13 protein-coding genes and 1 riboswitch are annotated in these 17,602 nt (G+C 53.5%); of the genes, 9 read left to right on the forward strand and 4 right to left on the reverse strand.

Features of this window, described 5'->3' with window-relative positions:
* The first annotated feature begins 1 nt into the window (after window position 1).
* From BMY01_RS06165 to atzF, 6 genes are all read left to right on the forward strand, one after another.
* Window positions 2-682, forward strand: a complete 681-nt coding sequence (locus tag BMY01_RS06165) for an O-methyltransferase (protein ID WP_074745344.1) — start codon at window positions 2-4, stop codon at window positions 680-682.
* A 192-nt stretch (window positions 683-874) separates the two neighbouring features.
* Window positions 875-979, forward strand: a riboswitch (guanidine-I (ykkC/yxkD leader).
* 262 nt (window positions 980-1,241) lie between these two features.
* Window positions 1,242-2,768, forward strand: coding sequence for an APC family permease (locus tag BMY01_RS06170; RefSeq protein WP_074745346.1), 1,527 nt, complete (start codon window positions 1,242-1,244; stop codon window positions 2,766-2,768).
* A 43-nt stretch (window positions 2,769-2,811) separates the two neighbouring features.
* Window positions 2,812-3,543 (forward strand): urea amidolyase associated protein UAAP1, encoded by a 732-nt coding sequence (locus BMY01_RS06175; protein ID WP_074745348.1) that lies wholly within the window; start codon window positions 2,812-2,814, stop codon window positions 3,541-3,543.
* Window positions 3,540-4,238: an urea amidolyase associated protein UAAP2 gene (locus BMY01_RS06180; protein WP_074745350.1), complete on the forward strand. Its 699-nt coding sequence runs from the start codon at window positions 3,540-3,542 to the stop codon at window positions 4,236-4,238. Before BMY01_RS06175 ends, BMY01_RS06180 begins: the two co-directional genes overlap by 4 nt.
* A gap of 45 nt (window positions 4,239-4,283) precedes the next feature.
* Window positions 4,284-7,940, forward strand: a complete 3,657-nt coding sequence (uca, locus tag BMY01_RS06185; RefSeq protein ID WP_074745352.1) for an urea carboxylase — start codon at window positions 4,284-4,286, stop codon at window positions 7,938-7,940.
* Window positions 7,941-7,942: 2 nt separating this feature from the next.
* Window positions 7,943-9,829, forward strand: coding sequence for an allophanate hydrolase (gene atzF / locus BMY01_RS06190; RefSeq protein WP_074745354.1), 1,887 nt, complete (start codon window positions 7,943-7,945; stop codon window positions 9,827-9,829).
* A gap of 84 nt (window positions 9,830-9,913) precedes the next feature.
* On the opposite strand, the gene BMY01_RS06195 is transcribed toward atzF, so the two are convergent.
* A complete protein-coding gene (locus BMY01_RS06195; protein WP_074745356.1) occupies window positions 9,914-10,258 on the reverse strand; it encodes a hypothetical protein in 345 nt (114 codons plus the stop codon).
* A gap of 321 nt (window positions 10,259-10,579) precedes the next feature.
* Between BMY01_RS06195 and BMY01_RS18600 the strand changes: the two genes are divergently transcribed.
* Window positions 10,580-10,777, forward strand: coding sequence for a PEP-CTERM sorting domain-containing protein (locus BMY01_RS18600; RefSeq protein WP_302848421.1), 198 nt, complete (start codon window positions 10,580-10,582; stop codon window positions 10,775-10,777).
* 158 nt (window positions 10,778-10,935) lie between these two features.
* On the opposite strand, the gene BMY01_RS06205 is transcribed toward BMY01_RS18600, so the two are convergent.
* Window positions 10,936-11,565 carry a hypothetical protein gene (locus BMY01_RS06205; RefSeq protein ID WP_074745360.1) on the reverse strand — a complete coding sequence of 210 codons (630 nt, stop codon included), beginning with the start codon at window positions 11,563-11,565 and terminating at the stop codon, window positions 10,936-10,938.
* 172 nt (window positions 11,566-11,737) lie between these two features.
* Window positions 11,738-12,442 carry a glutathione S-transferase family protein gene (locus tag BMY01_RS06210; protein WP_074707646.1) on the reverse strand — a complete coding sequence of 235 codons (705 nt, stop codon included), beginning with the start codon at window positions 12,440-12,442 and terminating at the stop codon, window positions 11,738-11,740.
* A gap of 154 nt (window positions 12,443-12,596) precedes the next feature.
* Between BMY01_RS06210 and BMY01_RS06215 the strand changes: the two genes are divergently transcribed.
* The gene (locus tag BMY01_RS06215; protein ID WP_074745362.1) at window positions 12,597-13,034 is read left to right on the forward strand and encodes a winged helix-turn-helix transcriptional regulator; all 438 of its coding nucleotides are present in this window, start codon (window positions 12,597-12,599) and stop codon (window positions 13,032-13,034) included.
* Window positions 13,035-15,542: an ABC transporter permease gene (locus BMY01_RS06220; RefSeq protein ID WP_074745364.1), complete on the forward strand. Its 2,508-nt coding sequence runs from the start codon at window positions 13,035-13,037 to the stop codon at window positions 15,540-15,542.
* A 30-nt stretch (window positions 15,543-15,572) separates the two neighbouring features.
* Here BMY01_RS06220 and BMY01_RS06225 read toward each other — a convergent pair whose 3' ends face one another.
* Window positions 15,573-17,585 (reverse strand): hypothetical protein, encoded by a 2,013-nt coding sequence (locus BMY01_RS06225; protein WP_074745366.1) that lies wholly within the window; start codon window positions 17,583-17,585, stop codon window positions 15,573-15,575.
* Window positions 17,586-17,602: the final 17 nt, after the last annotated feature.

The raw sequence follows: 17,602 nt of genomic DNA on the forward strand, positions 1-17,602 counted from the left end.
CATGCAATCTCCAACTATTGTAAATCCCTCCCAATTGGACCCGGTCAATCCGGCAATCGAAAAGTATATGCGCAGCCTGGTGGGCCGAACTGATCATCCGGTGTTGACCGAAATGGAGGCGCTTGCTGCTAAAAACAATTTTCCTATCGTTGGCCGCCTGGTCGGCGTTTTTCTGGAGACACTGGCTAAAACGATCGATGCCAAACGTATTTTCGAGTTTGGCAGCGGCTACGGCTATTCAGCTTACTGGTTCGCAAAAGCAGCCGGGGCGGACGGAAAGGTGATCTGTACCGATGGCGATCCTCAGAACAAGGAAAAGGCCGAACAGTATCTCAAGTCTGCCGATCTGCTGGAGAGGATCGATTTTCGTACTGGCATCGCACAGGAGATATTCGGGCAGACCGAAGGATTATTCGATATCTGCTACAACGATGCGGACAAGGGGGATTATCCGGAAATCTGGCGTATGGCAAAGGACAGGATTCGTCCGGGTGGCCTATATATTGCCGATAACGTGCTTTGGCATGGAAGGGTGGCGGTTGAACGTTATGTTGATATTGTTCCCGGATGGACCGAAGCTATTCTTGAGCACAACAAACTGATCTTCAACGATCCGGAATTTGACGCTTTCATAAATCCGACGCGGGACGGCGTCGTCGTGGCGCGAAGAAAGTTACAATGACATGCTATTTGTAATCCATCTCCAATGCCAAGAGCCCTGAATCTCTGGAGAGAGCAGGGCTCCTGAAAAATATCCAAATAAAATATCGAAGGCTCAGATCCGGCGGCCCGGCGGCTCAAGTCGAAAGAAAGTTTTTATAATTTTTTGTTGTATTTCTGAATGAGATGTGCAAAACTGGTTTCCAGTAAAGTTGTAGCGCGAAACTAGGGTTCCGGCTTCATTTCTCGAAGTGTCTGGTCCGAGAGTTTCCGGCTTCGTCATGACGAGGCTCCACGGAGGGATAAAAGCCCGGGAGATCATGTAGTTATTACATTGATTCCTGGAGTTTTAACCGCCGAAAAAGGAGACTTGTCATGTACTCTCCCTCCGTATTTTTCCGCATTTCTGCAATTGTCGCGCATGGCTTTAATGCCTCCCGCATTTTCGTGCCTGCGTCCATACTCCTCGATCTTGTTTTTCCGGCTGGTACTTCCGGGTATCCCGCTTTTAGCGCTTCTGGGAGAAGGTCGGCGTGTCATTGGCAGAACAAAAACTTCCCGCTTGTTTAGAAAGGGTTATCATGCCTGTAGAGGAAAGCCGCGGCGCCGTCGTCCCTCCCGCTCCTCCTGATACACCTCCTGCTTCTGCCCCTGACGTTGTGCTCGTCACCGGCGACAAGCTTCACCGCAGCATGAGCGTATGGAACAGCTTTACGCTCGGCTTCGCGGTTGTTTCCCCCGTGGTGGGGCTTTACGCCATCATCAGCGTTCAGACCACTGTGACAGGAGGTGGATGGTTTGGCGCGCTGGTTACCTGTCTCGTCATGCAACTGCTCGTGGCCACGGTCTATGCCGAGCTGTCTTCACAATTCCCCATTGCAGGAGGCGCATACAAATGGGCGCGCCAACTTGGGGGAGTGACTACCGGGCAATTTGCCGGTGTCATCTACGTCAGTTCCACTATCGCCATGCTCACCACCACCGCCTATACGGGTGGCGTCTGGCTTGCCCTGTTTTTTGGAGCCGAGAGCGAAACCGGCCCGGCATTCGTGATCTGGGGCGCAGTATTCCTCCTCCTGTGCACCATTATCAACCTGGTCAACGTCAATATCTTCAAGTTGGTCATCACAATGGGAGTTTATGCGGAAGTTGTCGGTTCCCTAGGCGTGGCGTTGCTGCTGTTCCTGTTTTTCAGGCAGCATTCTTTTTCCGAACTGTTCCAGCATCTCGGCACAGGCACCGCGCCAGACCAGTTATCCGCGTTTCTTGCAGCGCTGGCGATCGCCGGGTGGGCATTCATCGGTTTTGATGCCTGCTCCACCATTGCGGAGGAAACGCACGAACCCAAGAGGATGGTGCCGCGTGCCGTCTTCTTCTCTTTATGCATGGTGGGATCGGTGGTGCTTTTCAACTCCGCCGCGCTGACACTGGCGTTCGATCGCGAGGCGCTGATTACTGCGAGCGCCACTTCTGATCCGATTACGCCTGTGATTACCGGCAGTTTTGGCGAGTGGGCGGAAAAGCCATTTTTAGCGATCGTCATGGTCGCATTCCTGGCTTGCGGCGCCTCGGTGGTGAAATATACCTCGCGTATCGTGTATTCCATGGCGCGCGAAGGCAATATGCCCGCTGTTCTCAGCCGTTTGGGGCCCGACAAGACACCCCGTAACGCCGTTATCTGTACGGTATCACTGGCAGGATTGGGATTGCTGTTCGGCTTGAATGATGGCGCCGTAGCTACCGTGATTGCCTTCGGTACGGGGGGACTTTACGCCATGTTTTCCATGACGACCGGCGTGGGTTTATTCACGCGCCTTACCGGGCGCTGGAATCCGGCATTGGGTGAATTGAAGCTTGGCGTCTGGGGGTTGCTGATCAACACAGCCGCTTTTATCTGGTCTGTATTCGAGCTTGTCAATATTGCCTGGCCGCGTCCCTATGCAACGGCTCCCGATGCCCCGTGGTGGCAGCTTTGGGCAGTACCCCTGGTGCTGGGCAGCATTCTCGGCATTACGGCGCTATATATCCTGGTAAACAAGATGCGTAAAAAATCCATTTCACACGGCACACACAGGGAAGCGAAAACGCCGCATCGATCTATAAATTGAGTTGGATACAGCTGAAAAACTATCGTGATGAGGAGAAAGAGAGATGAATCAACCGGATGCATATTTGTGGGAACAACATATTCCCGGCGGTTGCCACTGGTCCGGCATTCTGCGGCGCGGTACCACGCTGCGCATGACGGATGTCAACGGTGGCGCCAATGCCTCAGTATTGTTCTTCAATCAGGAAGAAAAACTGGAGCGCTACAACATGGCCGATACGCTTAAATCCCAGCACACCTTCCGCCTAACCAAGGGACATGCCTGCCATTCGGATATGGGAAGGATATTCTGCTGCATTACCGCCGATAGCGTAGGTTGGCACGATACTGTCTGCGGCCTGAGCGACGCCGACCTGATACGCCGGAAATACGGCACTGCACGGTATCAGGAGCACCGCAACCAGATGTTCCGCAATGGACTGGACGGCATGCTGATCGAGCTTGGCAAATGGGGTTTGGGTATGCGGGACGTAGTATCCAATATCAATTTCTTCAGCAAGGTGACTGCCAATTCAGCCGGTGAACTCACCTTTCATTCCGGCAACAGCAAAGCTGGAGATCATGTGGATTTGAGTTTCGAAATGGATACACTGGTCGTGTTATCCGCTGCGCCGCATCCTCTGGACCCTTCCACAACGTACCAGCCCGGTGCAGTCAATCTCGCTGCTTTTGCAACACCATCCTCGGCGATTGCCGAATGCACGCATATTTCCGAAAACCAGCGTGCCCGGCAAAACACTGAATGTTTATATGCTTGTCATGGAGGTGCGGCATGAATGCGAATTTCCAGAACAAGAAGAGTTTTGTTGAAAGCATGTTCGATCCTGATGCGGCAGTGGTGGATGAAATCTGCCCCGCGGGAGAACCGTGGGTCAAGATCGTCAGGGAGGGGCAGGTATTCCGGATTGTAGATCTGGAAGGCAACCAGGCCGTCGATACCTTGTTTTACAACGCTTCGCACGCGGTGGAGCGCTATAGCGCAACCGATACCATACGCAGGCAGAAGAAGGTCTATCTGACTACCGGCAGCAAGCTGTACTCGAATTATGGCAACGTAATGCTCACCATCGTTGCGGATACATGCGGACGGCATGACACCCTGGGAGGGGCATGCGCTGCGGAGAGCAATACAGTGCGGTATGCGCTGGAAAAATTTCCCATGCACAGTTGCCGCGATAACTTTCTGCACGCGCTGGCGCATGAACCGGAGTGCCAGCAGCTGGGTATCAGCAAGCGCGATATTCCGAGCAACATCAATTTCTTCATGAACGTGCCGGTGACGGAAGAGGGGGGCCTGGAATTTGTGGATGGCGTTTCCGCGCCTGGCAAATACGTGGAAATGAAGGCCGAAATGGATGTGGTGGTACTGATTTCAAATTGCCCGCAACTGAACAATCCATGCAACGCCTACAATCCCACACCCATTCGATTGCTGGTCTGGGACGATCCTAGTGAGATGAGCTTTACATAGTCCAGTTTCTATCCCGGCCGTTTTTCACTCAACCGAGAATAAATCATGTTTGAAAAAGTACTGATAGCCAATCGCGGCGCCATTGCCTGTCGAATTATCCGCACCCTGCGGCGCATGGGAGTGAAGAGCGTTGCAGTCTATACCGAAGCAGATGCGCTATCGCGGCATGTGATCGAAGCCGATGAAGCCTACTGCATAGGTAGTGGAGTCGCTGCGGAAAGCTATCTGCGCGCCGAAAAAATCCTGGAGGTTGCGAGCCATGCGGGGGCAAATGCAATTCATCCAGGATATGGCTTCCTCAGTGAAAAAGCTGAATTTGCCGAGCAATGCGCTGACCATGGCATTTCCTTCATTGGCCCCACCCCCCACCAGATGCGGGCATTCGGCTTGAAGCACACGGCGCGCGAACTGGCGCTGCAGAACCAGGTACCGCTGCTGCCGGGCACAGGATTGCTCGAAGACCTGGATGAGGCCTTGCGCCAGGCAGCTCATATCGGTTACCCGGTCATGCTGAAAAGCACGGCGGGAGGTGGCGGTATCGGCATACGTTTGTGCTGGAACAAGGAAGAGTTGAGTGCAAACTACGAATCGGTGAAATACCTCGCGCAGAACAATTTCAAGGACGCCGGCCTGTTTCTCGAAAAATATGTCGAGAAGGCGCGCCATATCGAGGTACAGATATTCGGTGACGGCAAGGGTGGGGTGATCTCACTGGGTGAGCGTGACTGCTCGATGCAGCGGCGTAACCAGAAGGTGATCGAAGAAACGCCGGCCCCTGATCTGCCGCCACGCGTGCGCCAGGCGTTGCTGGATGCGGCGGTACGTTTGGGCAAGTCAGTCAATTACCAGTCCGCGGGTACGGTGGAGTACATTTTCGATGCCTCCGCCGCAGAATTTTATTTCCTGGAGGTGAATACGCGGCTGCAGGTCGAGCATGGGGTAACTGAGGAAGTGACCGGCATCGACCTGGTGGAATGGATGGTTCGGCAAGCCGCTGGAGACTTGCCCCCTCTGGATTCATTCGATATCCAGCCGCAGGGGGCCTCCCTCCAGGTACGCGTGTACGCCGAGAACGCAGTCAAAGATTTTCAACCTTCCTGCGGTATTCTCACCGCCGCAGAGTTTCCGTCTCCGTCTGCGGCACGCGTGGAAACTTGGGTGGAACGCGGTGTCGATGTCACGCCATTTTATGATCCCATGCTGGCAAAAATTATCGTGCATGCGCCGGACCGGGAGCAGGCCATTGCGCGGCTGCTGGAAGCCCTGGACGTGACGGCATTGCACGGGGTGGAAACCAACGTCGGTTATCTCAGGCAGACTCTGCGCAGCGATGCGTTTCGAAGCGCGCAACACACGACGAACTTTCTGAATAATTTTCGTTATACCGCCCATACGATCGATGTCCTCAGTCCGGGCGTGCAGACTACGGTGCAGGATTATCCCGGGCGGACAGGATACTGGAGCATCGGCGTGCCGCCATCGGGACCGATGGATAGTCTGGCGTTCCGCTTGGCCAATCGTCTCGTCAATAACAGCGAGAATGCCGAGAATAGCGAGAATAGGGCCGCGCTGGAGATTACGCTTTCCGGTCCGACGCTGCGCTTCAACTGTGACAGCGTTATTGCGGTATGCGGTGCGCCGATGGAGGTGCGCCTGGATGGTGGGCCGCTTGCCTATTGGCGGGCGCATCGCGTCAGGGCCGGGTCGTTGCTGCAGTTCGGCAAACTCGTAAATCATGGGTGCCGCGCTTATCTGGCGGTGCAGGGAGGAATTCGGGTTCCCGATTATCTGGGCAGCAAATCCACGTTCACTCTCGGTCACTTCGGTGGCCACGCAGGCCGCACGCTCCTCACCGGCGACGTGCTGCATATCTTTGAAGCCAGAAAAGAAGGTGATGGTGGATTTGAGCAGGAGCTGCCGGGGGAATTGGTACCGCGCTACACGGACAGCTGGAAAATAGGGGTGTTGTACGGGCCGCACGGCGCGCCGGATTTTTTCACTGAGGAGGATATCGAAACCTTCTTCGCCACTGATTGGGAAGTGCATTACAACTCCAATCGCACCGGCGTGCGGCTGATCGGTCCTAAGCCCCATTGGGCGCGCAGTGACGGCGGTGAAGCAGGGCTGCATCCCTCCAATATCCACGACAACGCCTATGCCGTAGGTACCGTGGATTTTACCGGGGATATGCCTGTGATACTCGGTCCCGATGGTCCCAGCCTCGGCGGCTTCGTGTGTCCGGTTACCATCATCCAGGCCGAATTGTGGAAGATGGGACAGCTCAAGCCGGGTGATCGCGTGCGTTTCCACAGGATGTCGATGGAGCAGGCGCTGGGGCTGGAGCTGCAACAGGATGCAAGGATAAAAGACCTCCGGGTTCCGCAAAACGTTTCAACCGAGGCGGAGCAGGGCGCAACCACCGAATCCACACCTGTGCTCCACTTCATCCCGCAAAGCGGCGACCAGGTGCAGGTGGTATATCGCCAGGCAGGCGACAAGAATCTGCTGGTCGAGTATGGTCCGCTCGAGCTCGATCTCAATTTGCGCTTCCGCGCGCACGCCTTGATGGATTGGGTGCAGAAAACGTGCAATGACGGGGAACTGGAAGGCATTCTGGATTTGACACCCGGCATCCGTTCGCTGCAAGTGCATTTCGATTCCCGCGTGCTCGCATGCGATAAGCTGCTGGAAATGCTGGTCAGCGCGGAAAAGAAATTGCCCGATATCGATGATATGGAGGTGCCGGCACGCATCGTCCATCTTCCACTGTCGTGGGACGATGCCGCCACCCGGCTGGCGATAGAAAAATACATGCAGTCGGTGCGCAGCGATGCGCCCTGGTGCCCGAGCAATATCGAGTTCATCCGCCGGATCAACGGCCTCGACAGCATCGAGGAAGTGCAGCACATCGTATTTTCTGCGAATTATCTTGTCATGGGACTGGGTGACGTCTATCTGGGTGCGCCGGTTGCCACACCCGTGGATCCGCGTCATCGGCTGGTGACCACGAAGTACAATCCAGCGCGCACCTGGACGCCCGAGAATGCGGTTGGCATAGGCGGAGCCTATTTGTGCGTATACGGAATGGAAGGTCCCGGAGGCTACCAGTTTGTGGGCCGCACGGTGCAGATGTGGAACCGCTACCGCCAGACAGCCGACTTCAAGGAAGGAAAGCCCTGGCTGCTGCGTTTCTTTGACCAGATCCGTTTCTATCCGGTTAGCGAAAGCGAACTGCTCAAGCTGCGCAAGGATTTCATTACCGGACACTTCAAGCTGAAGATCGAGGAGACAACATTCAGTCTGAGACAGTACAACGCTTTTCTGAAAGAAAATGCGGCATCCATCAGCGCTTTCAAAGCAAAGCAGCAGGCTGCGTTTGAAGCCGAGCGTGAACGCTGGAAGGCCGAAGGCAAGGCTGAGTACGTGAGCGAGGTTACACTCGAGGAAGCAGATGCGCAGAGCGAACTGGATTTGCCCTCTGGTTCCCAGGTTGTGAGTGCGCATGTAACCGGCACGGTATGGAAACTGCTCGTCAAGGAAGGGCAGCGTGTCGAAATGGGAAATCCAGTGGTAGTGGTGGAGTCCATGAAAATGGAATTCACCGTGGAGACGCCGGTCAGCGGTACGGTACGACAGCTATTTTGCAAGGAGGGGAGCCATATATCCGCCGGGCAGATGTTGCTTATCGTTCAGGAGGAATGAATATGAACAAGCTCGATCTCCTGGGCGATATCCCGTCCCTGCTGCAACGTTATGCCATTGGGGAACTGACTCCTATCGGGATGGTAGAGGCGGCGCATGCGCTGATCCAGGACGATCCCGACAATGTGTGGATACACAAGCTGCCACTGGAATCACTGCGGCAATATGCCCGGAAAGTGGAAGAAAAAGGGGTGGCTACACTGCCTTTATATGGCATCCCCTTCGCTATCAAGGATAATATCGATCTTGCGGGCGTTCCAACTACCGCGGCTTGCCCGGCGTTTGCCTACACACCCCAACGCAGCGCAACGGTGGTGCAGAGACTGATCGATGCTGGCGCGATTCCCATCGGCAAGACCAATCTCGATCAGTTTGCCACGGGGTTGAATGGTACCCGCTCTCCCTATGGTGTCTGCCGCAACGCCTTCAATCCCGAATACATCTCCGGTGGATCAAGCTCGGGTTCAGCAGTGGCTGTAGCGAAGGGCTGGGTATGTTTCAGTCTGGGAACCGATACCGCTGGCTCCGGCAGAGTACCCGCTGCCTTCAATAATCTCATCGGGCATAAACCCAGCAGGGGTTGGCTTTCCACACGCGGTGTCGTCCCCGCCTGCCGCTCACTGGATTGCGGGTCCATCTTTGCCTTTACTGCTGCCGATGCGGAGCGAGTCCTCGAAGCAGCCACGAGCTATGATGATGAAGATATTTATTCCCGCCAGCGAGAGAACAGCGATGATCCTGCCTCGCAAAACCTTCGACAGCGTTTCCGTTTTGGCATACCGCGCCGCCAGCAATTGCAATTCTTTGGCAATTCGGAGAGTGCCAGGTTATTCGAGGAAGCGATAACGCAACTGCAAGTATTGGGCGGTGAGGTCATCGAGATCGATTTTTCGCCCTTTATGGAAGCAGCGCACCTGCTTTATGAGGGGCCATGGGTAGCCGAGCGTTATGCCGCCATTCAGAATTTTTTTGATCTGCATAGCGATGAGGTAATTTCGCCGGTACGAGAGATCATTGCCGGCGCACACCGATTCTCGGCTGCAGATGCCTACAACGGCTTGTATCGCTTGCGTACGCTTAAACGTCAGGCTGACCGTACTTGGTCTGAAGTGGATTGTCTGTTGACGCCTACCGCTGGGACCATTTATCGCATAGAGGAAATGTTGGCAGATCCGATTCGCCTTAATACGAATCTGGGTTACTACACCAACTACATGAATCTGCTAGATTATTCAGCAGTGGCAGTGCCCGCCGGGTTTCAGAATGATGGATTGCCGTTTGGCGTAACCCTGGTGGCTCCAGCCCATCAGGACGTCTCGCTGTTGCATCTTGCCGCACGTCTGCAAAAGGCTTACGCACTACCCCTGGGGGCTACCGATATTCCACTGGGAAAAGAGGTTTTGCCAGAAAAGGTATCTTTTCAACGCCCGCCACAAGCGGAGCAACCAACCCTCATACGCGTAGCGGTCTGCGGCGCCCATTTGTCCGGTCTGCCATTGAATCCTCAACTGACCAGCCGCGACGGACGCCTGGTAGCAAGTACCACAACTTCCCCCGACTACAAATTCTACGCGCTTCCGGGAATACCGCCGCTTCGCCCCGGATTGGTGCGAGTGGATAAGAACGAGCGAGGGTTCGCGATTGAAGTCGAAGTGTGGGAACTACCAGCAAGCGAATTTGGCAGCTTTGTGGCAGACATACCTGCTCCGCTGGGAATCGGCACCATTACCCTTGCGGGCGGCGAATCCGTGCAGGGTTTCTTGTGCGAGGGCTACGCGGTAGCGGATGCAAAGGATATCAGTCAGTTCGGGGGATGGCGCCGCTATATGCAATCAACGGCTGATCCCATCGAAAGCGAAGAGGTGGTGCGTGAGGTGGATCCTGGATAAGGAAGACGCATTCTCCCCGTTATCCAGCTTCTCCCGGAACTCCAGAATGGCGTGGCACCAACTCTTCATATCTTCCAGTTTATGCTAGAAAGGAAGGGTTCTGATGAATTTCCCGGTTTTTTCGGTTTTACTCTCTTCAGATTGAAGAGACGGTGTGCTGCCGGGATTCTTGTCTTCTTCCTCGAGAGCTTGCGCTGCTTGTCCTTTTATCTTTTTAATCTCCGCCTCTTGTTCTGGGGTACAGGGCGTGAAAATTTCATAAGTTTGTTTTGCGCCCTTGGCATGCCTGTAAGCATCGCGTGCTTCACCAATAGGAACATCCACTCCAGCAAGCATGCCAAGAGTTGCTCCAAGGACGTTGGCTCCTATATCTTTGGCTTCCTCCAACGTGTTTTGAGCAAAAGAATTTTCTTCAGCTATTTCTTTCATTCTCTCTTCTGTTGTGCAATCCGGCATTCCTGCAGATACAGGTGGGCTCGTTGATTCGGAAGTAGTAGTGGATGGAGTACTGTCAGCCCATTGGCGACGGATTATCGATGTACAAAACCGTCAATCTGATACCGGATTCTATGTAAGTCCTGAAAACCGCTTGCAGATTTATCCGGTTAGCAATGGTTCGACCCCATTTACCAATAATGAGTATCACGAGGTTCTTCTAACTAACGATAATGGCACGGTTAGATATTATTTGGATGGAGTGTTGCAGAACACGAGTAATACCCACTAATGGATATTGACTCGAACAACCGGATGAACTTTTTCTTGGACAATGTAGCGGGAGCAGCGCAGACTGAGTACTCGGATGGAAGTGTTGCTCTAATAAGGATTTATAATGAAGCCTTAACTGCACCTCCGCTCCCTATTCCTGAACCCGAAACCTATGCCATGATGCTGCCTGGATTGGGTTTACTTGGTTTCATCTCGCGGCGAAAGGATAGTACTAAGTAAGGTAACGCGAAGCGAGTTCTGGGAATTTAGGCATTAATAATTTCCGGATTAAGCGCTGAGGAAAAAGTGCAAACGTTCAATTCACTTTGTTATTAGCGGGCTGATGATTCTTCAACGCTCATTCTCCGCAGTACGGAGAATGAGCGGGTAACAGGCGATCACCCAAATATTCTCTTCCAGTTCGAGAGGACAATCACGATAAAAAGGAACACCAGTGCCTGCGGCCAGTACTTGGCCACATAGTCTTTCCAGTCGGTCCCGACTTTGATCGGTATCTGTAACTTGAATTCGGTACCAGCGGGACGTTTACCATCAAGATAGAGCGCGTATTGTCCAACTGAATCAAACTTGAATGCCTGAGTGAGAGTACCGGATTCATACGCCTGCGGTGGTATTGACAGCAATTCCTGCTCCCCATTTTTGTCCGACAGTTTGACCAGCCGAAGCGCCAAGGGAACATGACGGGCAGATTCAGGATAAAGCAAATCCAGCGTCACATTGAGTGTGCCCGGGCTTGGCACTTTGCCGCAGAGGACGGGAACTGCCTTGGCGCTGGTTGGGTCATTCGGTATTTCGTAGTCACTGGGGATGAAGTAGGCAGAATAGCCCACGAGCAGGGCCTCGGTTTCAATGGTGCAGGTCCCGCCGCGATAGCCTTTTGGATAGGTTGAAGACCGATCTCCCTGAGAGCTCACATGAAATTGTGCTCCCACCACCACTATCAGCGCCACAAATCCTGTTACAACCAGAAGCCGCATACGCGGCGGCAATCTACGCCAAAAATCCATGCCGTTTTCCTGTTCGATGCTCTGGATGTTCCAGTGTACGTTGCGGTTGTTTAAGTCACAATTAGTATTCTGCTTTGATCCGGTTCAACAATAGACAATAGATAGTTGACGGTCGTAACACGGATGGACCACAAGCGCCAGGATCTCTTCCAGCTCTCTTTCAGTTATTGCCCTACTGCAAGTCTGAATAATATTGCATCTTGATGCGGTCGATATAGTCTCTGAGATTTTCCTTCGATAAGCCATATTCCTTGAGCGGGGATTCGATGGGGCAAGCGATGGTATTGATCAGGAAGCCGAAGGCGCTGGCGTCCAGCGTGGTGGGTTTATCCCCGAGAAAATATTTGTTGTCGCCGAGACATGCGGAGAGTGCATCTATATCCTGCATCCCGAGTTCAAAAATCTCTTCGGGTTTATGGCGGCCCATGCCGTGCCCATAAATTTGACGCCGAATCTTGTAGCGGTAGATAACTGCCGCGACATCCCGGATTGCTGGGGGCAAGACGTCAAAGATGGCTTTCTTATTGACCTGCCAGTTCACATCCGTATACTGCCAGCGGGTATACATGGTTGCCCAGAAAAGATGCTCTTCGACCAGGCGCTGCATTGCCAGGGACAGTGCAGTCTCTGCGGGATTCAATCCTTCGTCGAGGTCTTTATACTTGTCTTTGAGATGCCGGATGATGAAGCGGGAATCCGCTAATTTGATGTTTCCATCTTTTATATACGGCAATTTACCCTTTGGCGCAAATAGTGGAAGCGTTGTTTTGATTGCATATTCGATCCCTGCCATACGCAAATACGTCTCTGTTTTGCAACAGAAATGACTTAAATTCGGATTACCCCAGGTACGCTCAAACTGGTACAGTATCAACATGGCTGTTCTCCATCTTGTTAGTCAGCATTCTTCTCCTCAGCTTGCCTTGGCATGGGACAGCAGCCTAGCCTACTATGTTGCGAATTGCAAGTGACTATATTAAAGTTAACCTGCAAATGTTATAACCCCCGCAAGTGTTACAAGTTATGGATGGATGAAGGAGGAAGCTGTGACAGGTGGTGCGGAAGCGCGTAATGGCACAATATTCAAGCGCTCCTCATGTCCCATTACCAATGGATTGAATATCTTTGGCGACAAATGGACGCTTCTGGTCATTCGCGACCTGGTGCTCGGTAAACGCCGTTATGCCGATTTTATCTCATCGCCGGAAAATATCGCCTCGAACATCCTTTCCGATCGCCTGAAGAGATTGGAGATGGCGGGCCTTGTCTCCCGGCGGGTATATCAACAGAAACCCGTTCGCTACGAATATGTTCTTACAGAGAAGGGCAACGATCTCAAGCCCATCCTGGAAGCAATAAGCAGATGGGGCAAGAAGCATTGTCCTGGCACCGACGTGTTTCGCCCTGTCGATCAGCCTACATTACAAGTTTCAAAAACAGGAAGTACAAACAGCGATTTTAATGATTGAATGAACATTCTAAAGCTATCTCTTCGCATGCTTGCGCGCGACTGGCGCGCGGGCGAGTTGCGCGTGCTGGTATTTGCTCTGGTCATTGCAGTGGGTGGGATGACCACTGTCGGTTTTTTTGCCGACCGGGTGCAGGTGGCGCTTTCGCGCCAGGGAAATCAGTTGCTGGGAGCGGACCTGATCATTTTTTCGGATCACCCTCTGGCGCCGCATTACGCCGAGGAAGCAAAACGCCGGGGTCTGTCGATTTCCACTGCCATCAAGTTCCCCAGCATGACCGCGAAAGGGGAGGAAAGCCTGTTGACGGAAATCAAGGCCGTGACGGAAGGCTATCCGCTGCGTGGCGAATTGCGCATCAGCGAGGATTTCAGCAACGGAACTCCCCCTGCTGAGCGTGTGACCCATATTGCCAACAGGATTCCATCCCCGGGCACGGCGTGGGTGGACGAGAAGCTTATGATTGGCTTTTCTCTCAAACGGGGAGACAGGATCGAGGTGGGATCATCCCGGTTTGCTGTGGATGCACTGATAACGCAGGAACCGGATTATTCGATCGGTTTTCTCAACCTGAGGCCGCGCGTGCTGATCAATGAGGCTGATCTGGCTGCGACCGGGTTGATCCAGCAGGGCAGCCGTATTGGCTACCGCCTGCTTGTCTCCGGCGATTCGAGCGACGTGGAGGAGTTCCGCAAGTGGGCCGAGCAACGCCTGATGCTGGGGGAGAAAATAGAGGGCATCCGTGACGCGCGGCCCGAAATCAGATCAGCGTTGGAGCGGGCGGAAAAATTCCTGAGCCTGACTGCGCTGGCGAGCGTGGTGCTGGCGGCCGCCGCTGCGGCACTGGCGGTGCGTCGCTTCACTCAGCGCCACCTGGACGGCTGTGCAGTGATGCGCTGCCTCGGCGCAAGCCAGAGCGCCATGCTGCGTCTCTATCTATATCATTTTCTCACCCTGGGTTTCGTTGCCAGCAGCCTGGGTTGTCTTCTCGGCTTTGTCGCCCAGCAGGTTCTTACCTATTGGCTTTCGGGACTGGTTGAAGCGGAACTACCCTGGCCCACGGTATGGCCGGGCGTGCATGGAGTGCTGACTGGAACAGTATTGCTGCTTGGCTTTGCGCTCCCTCCACTGCTCGGCCTGCGCAGCGTCCCGGCGCTGCGCGTCATGCGCCGGGACATCGGAATGCCGCCTCAGGGACTCGCCGGCTATGGGCTGGGACTGGGCGTGCTGGCGCTGCTGTTCCTGTGGAAAGCGGGCGACATGCGGCTCGGCGCTTCCGTCATTGGCGGTTTCATCGTGGCAATAGCGGTTTTTGGCATGCTCGGATTCCTGCTGATGAGAATGCTGGCCCACATCCGTAACCAGGCGGGGGGCGCGTGGCGCTATGGTCTGGCAAGCATCCGTCGTCGCGCCATCGCGAGTGTGCTGCAGGCTGTAGCCCTCGGATTGGGATTGATGGCGCTATTGGCGCTGACACTGATCCGGGACGATTTGCTGAGAAACTGGCAAACCAGTCTGCCTCCCGATGCTCCCAACCATTTTCTGGTAAATATCCAGGAGGACCAGCTGGAGCCGTTGGCGGCGTTTTTCAAAGAGCACGGGATGCAGCTGCCGAAGGTTTTTCCCATGGTTCGGGGCCGTCTTACCGAGATCAATGGCAAGGCGATCGTTTCCGAGGATTATGCCGATATTCGCGCAAAGCGGCTGGTGGAGCGGGAATTCAACCTCTCGTGGGCAAGCGAGATGCAAAGCGACAATCAGATCGTCAAAGGCCGCTGGTGGAAACCTGAGGACCGGGGAGAAGAGGAAATTTCGATCGAAGAGGATATTGCCAAGACCATCGGAATCCACGTGGGCGACACACTGACTTATGATATAGCGGGCAGCGTATTTTCCGCCAAGGTCACAAGTTTGCGGAAAGTGAACTGGGATTCATTCCGGGTAAACTTTTTCGTTGTGACGCCGCCCGGCGTGCTGGAGCAATATCCGGCAAGCTATGTGACGAGTTTTTATCTTCCATCCACGCATGTGGAACTGACGAATCAGCTGGTCAAGGAATTTCCCAATCTGCTCGTGCTGGATGTGGCTGCCATCCTCACTCAGGTTCAAAGAATGATCGAACAGGTGACCAAGGCCGTCGAATTCGTGTTCCTGTTTACGCTTCTGGCAGGGGTGGCGGTACTCTATGCCGCCATCGTTTCCACGCAGGATGAACGCATTCAGGAGGCGGCCATATTCCGCACGCTGGGCGCAAGGCGTAGGCAGCTGGCACGCGCCTGGGCGGCTGAATTTGCCATATTAGGAGGCCTTGCCGGCTTTTTCGCGGCGGCGGGAGCAAGCGCGCTCGGTTATGTCGTTGCGGAATATGCGTTGAATCTCACTTATACCTTTAATTCGTGGATTTGGCTCATCGGTATAGGCGCGGGAGCCGCAGGCGTGACTCTGGCGGGACTGCTCGGTACGCGCGCCGCGCTTTCAACGCCACCGCTCATGACACTACGCAGGATTTGACTATTTGGGAAAGTAGTGTGCAAGTTAAACTTAGGAGTTTGCTTGCTTGATCCACACCTGATAATTAGATAATGGGATATTGGTGAAATCCTGATCTGCCAGCACGCGATCCAGTTGTCTGGCAAATTCGCTATTTCGCTGATAGGCGACAGCTCGAATATCACGTTGCTGCAATATGGAGTCGAGATTTTCTAGAATCACCTCACGCTGATCTAGGTTCACAGACCCGCCTAGTTCTTCGATATGCCGGACCAAGTTTTGGAACTCGCCTCCCGCAACTTGGTCAGGGGCTACCATTGCATACAGCAGGGCACGCTGGGTTAGATCTGGCAAGGAAAGATGCTTTTTCAGATGAATGAGATAAAGAGGTCTCGTAATCACCGGTCTTGGATGCCCCGTGAAAGTTGTGAGGTATGCGGAAATCGTATTAGGTGCAAGCACACCATCAGATGGTCTTAGCTTGCCTCCTAGCACTTTGGCAATTTCATACTCTGGCATGGGTACTCGATCACTGTGCCAGCCGAAAGCTTGCCGATGGACGGGGGCGAGTGTAGAAATTCCCATTGCAATCGATCCAATAACGACCGAAGCGGGGGCAACCCATTGCATCCAGCGACGAATGGAAAGCGCTCGAATAACACCGTGTAGCGCCACCGAGATTAACAGTAGTATTGGAAATGCCCAGAAGAGGCGCCAGTTGAGATTGCCTGTGAGATAGCGAGCCCAGAACGTGTCTAAAGCTGGATTGGCGATTGTTAAGAAAAAAATTAATGTCCAGGATAGAATGAGCCGCCGTGATGACAGGTGTGGGAGCGCTGCCCATGCAGAAAGTAAGAGAGGTGTGGCAGCCCAAAAGCGCCAGTCCCAACCTAAAACTGTGCGTAAATCACCCTCGATTCCAGAAATATCTAGCACCTCCGAGGGTGTTACATGAGTAGTTAGGAGTATCAGAACACCTATCGCTAGCGGATAAGCAACGCATCCTGCGACCAGCAGGATTCGCTTAATGGCTGCCCGGTCAGGGGTTAGGTGTGCCAAAGCCAACAATCCCGCGGCAAGTGGCGCAACGAAAATACCATTTGGCGTAAGTCCCGGGGCCGAGATAGCTGTACTTGCAAGCAGGACCACCTCCCTCGCATCAGCCGTGACCATAACTCGGCTTGTATACCAAAGCAGGGCGGGAATAATCATTGCAACTAAGATCTGTTTTCCAGCTGCCAAATATTCCCAATAAAAACTGCCCATCATCCTGAAATCAGTTGCAAAGATTAAAACGATTGCAATAAACGTGAATAATGTTGGAACTGCCCAGCGCGGCGTCAGGGAATTAATAAAGAGGTACAGGTAAACGATCCCGATAGAAGTCACTATCGATGGAAACACGAGGTGGCGCAGCGTGGAGGCATTCGCACCAAGCTTATCAATAAGGATTGCTTGGAGCGGTTCCAAAGTCAGAGAGAGATAGGCCGAAGTCATTATTGGTAATTCTGGGATACGGTGCATTGTGTCGAACCGTAGTATCGGCCAGGAGGGATGCTCGAGCAGACCGACGATCAAATTGACCTGGAATGGATCGTCAAGGTTTATCCCGCTGCGGGTTGTACCATAAACTGCTACAAAAATAGCGGCGATCAGGACGGCAGGATTAAGAGTGTCTTTAATAGACGTTTGGGAGATCCCGATTTGGCCACTTCTCATGAGCCATCGGGCAGTGGCCAAATAGGTGATTGTCAAAAACCAGAAGACTAAATAATTGGAGGTCCAGCGATAAACTAAGATAAGACCAAGAGCGCTAGCAATCGCGCCGAGCACCATCTTTTTATCGTATATATCATCGCCCTTTTCTTTAATGGGTATCGGCCTTTTTGGCGCTCCTGTCTTTGCGATAAAGCCGCAGGCTACCGTCGCCCCTAAGAAACCCAGCCAACTCCACTTCGCCAGTGTTTCGAACGAACACTCGGTGAAGGTCAGGATATGGACAAAAACGGTCCATACAGCAAATCCAGCGATAAGGCTGGCAGAAATTCGCTCAAGCAGGACCATTCAATTACACATCTCGA

Origin of the sequence: Nitrosospira multiformis, from assembly GCF_900110185.1 — a bacterium.
Lineage (GTDB): Bacteria > Pseudomonadota > Gammaproteobacteria > Burkholderiales > Nitrosomonadaceae > Nitrosospira > Nitrosospira multiformis_A.